The 2735-nt window shown below is 45.7% G+C and carries 6 protein-coding genes and 1 pseudogene; all 7 read right to left on the reverse strand.

Going from position 1 to position 2735, the window contains the following annotated elements; translation table 11 throughout:
• Nucleotides 1–53: 53 nt before the first annotated feature.
• Nucleotides 54–160 (reverse strand): annotated as a pseudogene (locus tag BOO20_RS13435) (type II toxin-antitoxin system RelE/ParE family toxin); the annotation flags it as partial.
• A 55-nt stretch (nucleotides 161–215) separates the two neighbouring features.
• On the reverse strand, nucleotides 216–491 hold the full coding sequence (locus tag BOO20_RS12530) for a type II toxin-antitoxin system RelE/ParE family toxin (protein WP_076792868.1): 276 nt from the start codon (nucleotides 489–491) through the stop codon (nucleotides 216–218).
• Nucleotides 472–732, reverse strand: a complete 261-nt coding sequence (locus tag BOO20_RS12535; protein WP_076792869.1) for a CopG family ribbon-helix-helix protein — start codon at nucleotides 730–732, stop codon at nucleotides 472–474. Before BOO20_RS12535 ends, BOO20_RS12530 begins: the two co-directional genes overlap by 20 nt.
• A gap of 445 nt (nucleotides 733–1177) precedes the next feature.
• Nucleotides 1178–1387, reverse strand: coding sequence for a hypothetical protein (locus BOO20_RS12540; RefSeq protein ID WP_144277175.1), 210 nt, complete (start codon nucleotides 1385–1387; stop codon nucleotides 1178–1180).
• Between the two features lie 354 nt (nucleotides 1388–1741).
• Entirely contained in the window at nucleotides 1742–2011 is a 270-nt protein-coding gene (locus BOO20_RS12545) for a hypothetical protein (protein ID WP_076793059.1), read from the reverse strand.
• The gene (locus tag BOO20_RS12550; RefSeq protein WP_076793060.1) at nucleotides 2008–2325 is read right to left on the reverse strand and encodes a hypothetical protein; all 318 of its coding nucleotides are present in this window, start codon (nucleotides 2323–2325) and stop codon (nucleotides 2008–2010) included. Before BOO20_RS12550 ends, BOO20_RS12545 begins: the two co-directional genes overlap by 4 nt.
• Before the next feature lie 215 nt (nucleotides 2326–2540).
• A complete protein-coding gene (locus tag BOO20_RS13290; RefSeq protein WP_255372209.1) occupies nucleotides 2541–2675 on the reverse strand; it encodes a hypothetical protein in 135 nt (44 codons plus the stop codon).
• Nucleotides 2676–2735 lie beyond the last annotated feature (60 nt).

The raw sequence follows: 2735 nt of genomic DNA on the forward strand, positions 1-2735 counted from the left end.
CAGGATACGGCCCTGCACATGCCGCATGCAAACGTAAACGGTGTATGACAACATTATCGGTAAACTTCTTTCCGATGCCCGACTCGGACAACAAGAACTGAAACTTTTTCATCGAGGATTTCGCAAATCACCCGATAACACCGATACGGTATACCCACAACCAGGCATGATCAAGGAAGTTAGTTGAAGCTGTTATGTGCGTCCCGTAAGTCGCTTCAACGGTTCTGTGCAGTATGAAATATTGAGAGTACAGTAATCGTCCTGTTATCCGAAGTGTAGACAACACAGTACGGTATATCAGAGAAGTACAGCTCCCTGGTATCTGTTATTTTGCCGGATTTTGCGCTCTGGGGGTATGCGGGTAACTGCTTTGTGATCTTGTTCAAAAGAGTGATGATGGTTTGCTTGGCTGTTTTTTTGCTGGTCAGGCTGATATAGGACTCTATCTCACGAATAGAATCCTTTGCCTCTTTAGTCAGGACAATTTTCAAGTTCTGCCTCCAACTCAGCAATAACATCTTCAACAGGGGTTACTCGACCAGCCTTCATATCTTCCAATCCCCTCTGAATACTTTGAATCTGCCACTCGTTATAGTTCAGATAAGCTGAAACAGCCTCCTCCAGGACAAAGGTTTTCGTCCGTCTGGTCGCTCTGGCAAGAGCCTCAAGGCGTTCATTGGTTTCTTTTGGAATCTTGAAGGTGACTTGCTGCCGTTTTGTTTTGGTCGTCATTATCTACCCTCCGTTGAATGAAATCGTAATTTGATGTACTTCGTTAATATACTCCTTTCGCGCGAATTTTTGATACATCTGCTTTACGATTTGATCTTGTCGATATAGTCCGACCAGGCTTGCATCATGCGGGTACGTTCCGCCAAATGTTTTGACCGGTTATAAGCCGCGCGTTTCATACCGGATGGTTCGAGCTGTCACCCTGAACCCGTGGCCAGAGATCGACTTAAGTTTAGGAACGGAATTCATGGAAATCAGTTCTGACAACGGATTTTTGGGAAAAGAATAAGGGGAGAAACTTCAGGATAATTGAGGGACGAATTGAGGGACGTAAGTGACAGAGGTAACAAGCCACGGCAAATCAAAATCCCCAGTGCGTCAGGTTCGTCAGCGACGCAACATCCGGCTCACGCCTGCCCATGAAATCCGCAGCACTCCTGTAACCTCACCAACAAGGCTTCCGGGCATAGATTACCGTTTTGTTGTTTTCTGCTTCTTTGCCAATCCGCTTTACGTCATCCTTCCGGTCTTTATCTTCAAGCGCAATACCAGACCTCTCGATTCCACGAACCATCACATGACGCAACGACCCCGGCGATTCACGTGTCTCGCTCTCCCTGACATATTGCCACCTGCCAATAACGAATCGCTTCAAGCAGGAACGGATATGAAACATTTATTTACCTCTGTCACTTGCGTGAAGTCTTTTCAGGTATTCAGAATATTTTCGCTTTCAGATTATACAACGTTCAACAGAATTTTGAGCTACGGAACCACGTCCCCTATTTTCTCAGTTTATTTTACTATCGCTATTCAACTACGTCCCTAAATAGTAAATAGCTAATCGGTTGATATTATTGACTTTAATAAAATTGCCCAAGGAAGTTAGTTGAAGCTGTTATGAGCGTCCCGGAAGTCGTACGTCCGGTTCTGCGAGAGGCTGGGGGTGAAACTCCTCCGGCCTACTCACCCCAAATGCTGCCTTCATTCTCTTTCACAGGAGCATGAGCTAAAGATTCCTCAACAACCGTTCATACTCATCATGGTGGCCAATCCAAAACCAGAGGATGACTTCAGCATCAAGAAGCCCCATCGCTCGATACCCACGACCAATGCGTACGGAATAAACCGGCTTTTTCTTGCCTACACGTTTGAAATACAGAGCATGGGCCTGTGGATTGATCTGCCATAGCTCATAAGCTCTGTCTGCTCGATATTGCACCTCTTCAGGCAAAGCATCATAGAGCTTCCAGAACTGTAAAGTCGTGAGAGACTTCATCCCGGCACAATACGCCCTTTTTGATTGAACGCCATTGGTTTTGTTTTACCTGCCTTATGCTCGGCAAGAGCCTCGCCCGCAAGTTTATCGAGTAAATCCTGAGATTCGTCAGTTTCCAGAAGTGCATCCCATTGAGCATTGTCTGCTTCTATGGCTGAGAGTCCCTCTTCACTGACAAGCTCTTCACTTAAAATCTGGGCTTCCAGAAAACGGGCAAAATCTACCAGTTGCTCTAACCGATTGGAAGGCAAGGAGCGGACAATTTTGATCAGAGCTTTTTCGTTCTCTTTGTCGGTATGGGTGACCGTATGCATAATCTCTCCTGAATGCCGATATCAGATTCGGTGATGCCAAGGACAGTCGAACTCTTCTTGTGACTACAGTCTCACAAAGGAGCCTCCTGCCAAGAATGCAAGAAAGCTGTGAAATCAGAATACAAAACAATTTTTGTATCAGCAAGCCAGCACATCCCGCCATATATAGAACAAATGACCAAAAGCAGTTAGTTCCATTAATAGAAAGCATTGCGTCATTCAAGAGTTCCCATGCGACGCATAACCTCTTTCCGGTCTTCATCATCGGTAACAATAACACCTCGCTCTATCCGCCGGATAATCACAAGATGCAATGTTCCCGGCGCATCAAGTCTCGCTCCTCTCGGCATTTCACCTCCTCACATGTTTTGGTTGACTGAATCTCTGCTGTGAGCTATACAAGAATAAAC

The sequence above is a fragment of the Chlorobium sp. KB01 genome (genome assembly GCF_001975465.1).
Lineage (GTDB): Bacteria > Bacteroidota > Chlorobiia > Chlorobiales > Chlorobiaceae > Chlorobium.

Bases quoted from the DNA above. Each gene is read 5' to 3' on its own strand.
- BOO20_RS12545 (WP_076793059.1), bottom strand. From the start codon at position 2,011: ATGAAGTCTCTCACGACTTTACAGTTCTGGAAGCTCTATGATGCTTTG.
- BOO20_RS13290 (WP_255372209.1), bottom strand. From the start codon at position 2,675: ATGCCGAGAGGAGCGAGACTTGATGCGCCGGGAACATTGCATCTTGTG.
- BOO20_RS12550 (WP_076793060.1), bottom strand. From the start codon at position 2,325: ATGCATACGGTCACCCATACCGACAAAGAGAACGAAAAAGCTCTGATC.
- BOO20_RS12535 (WP_076792869.1), bottom strand. From the start codon at position 732: ATGACGACCAAAACAAAACGGCAGCAAGTCACCTTCAAGATTCCAAAA.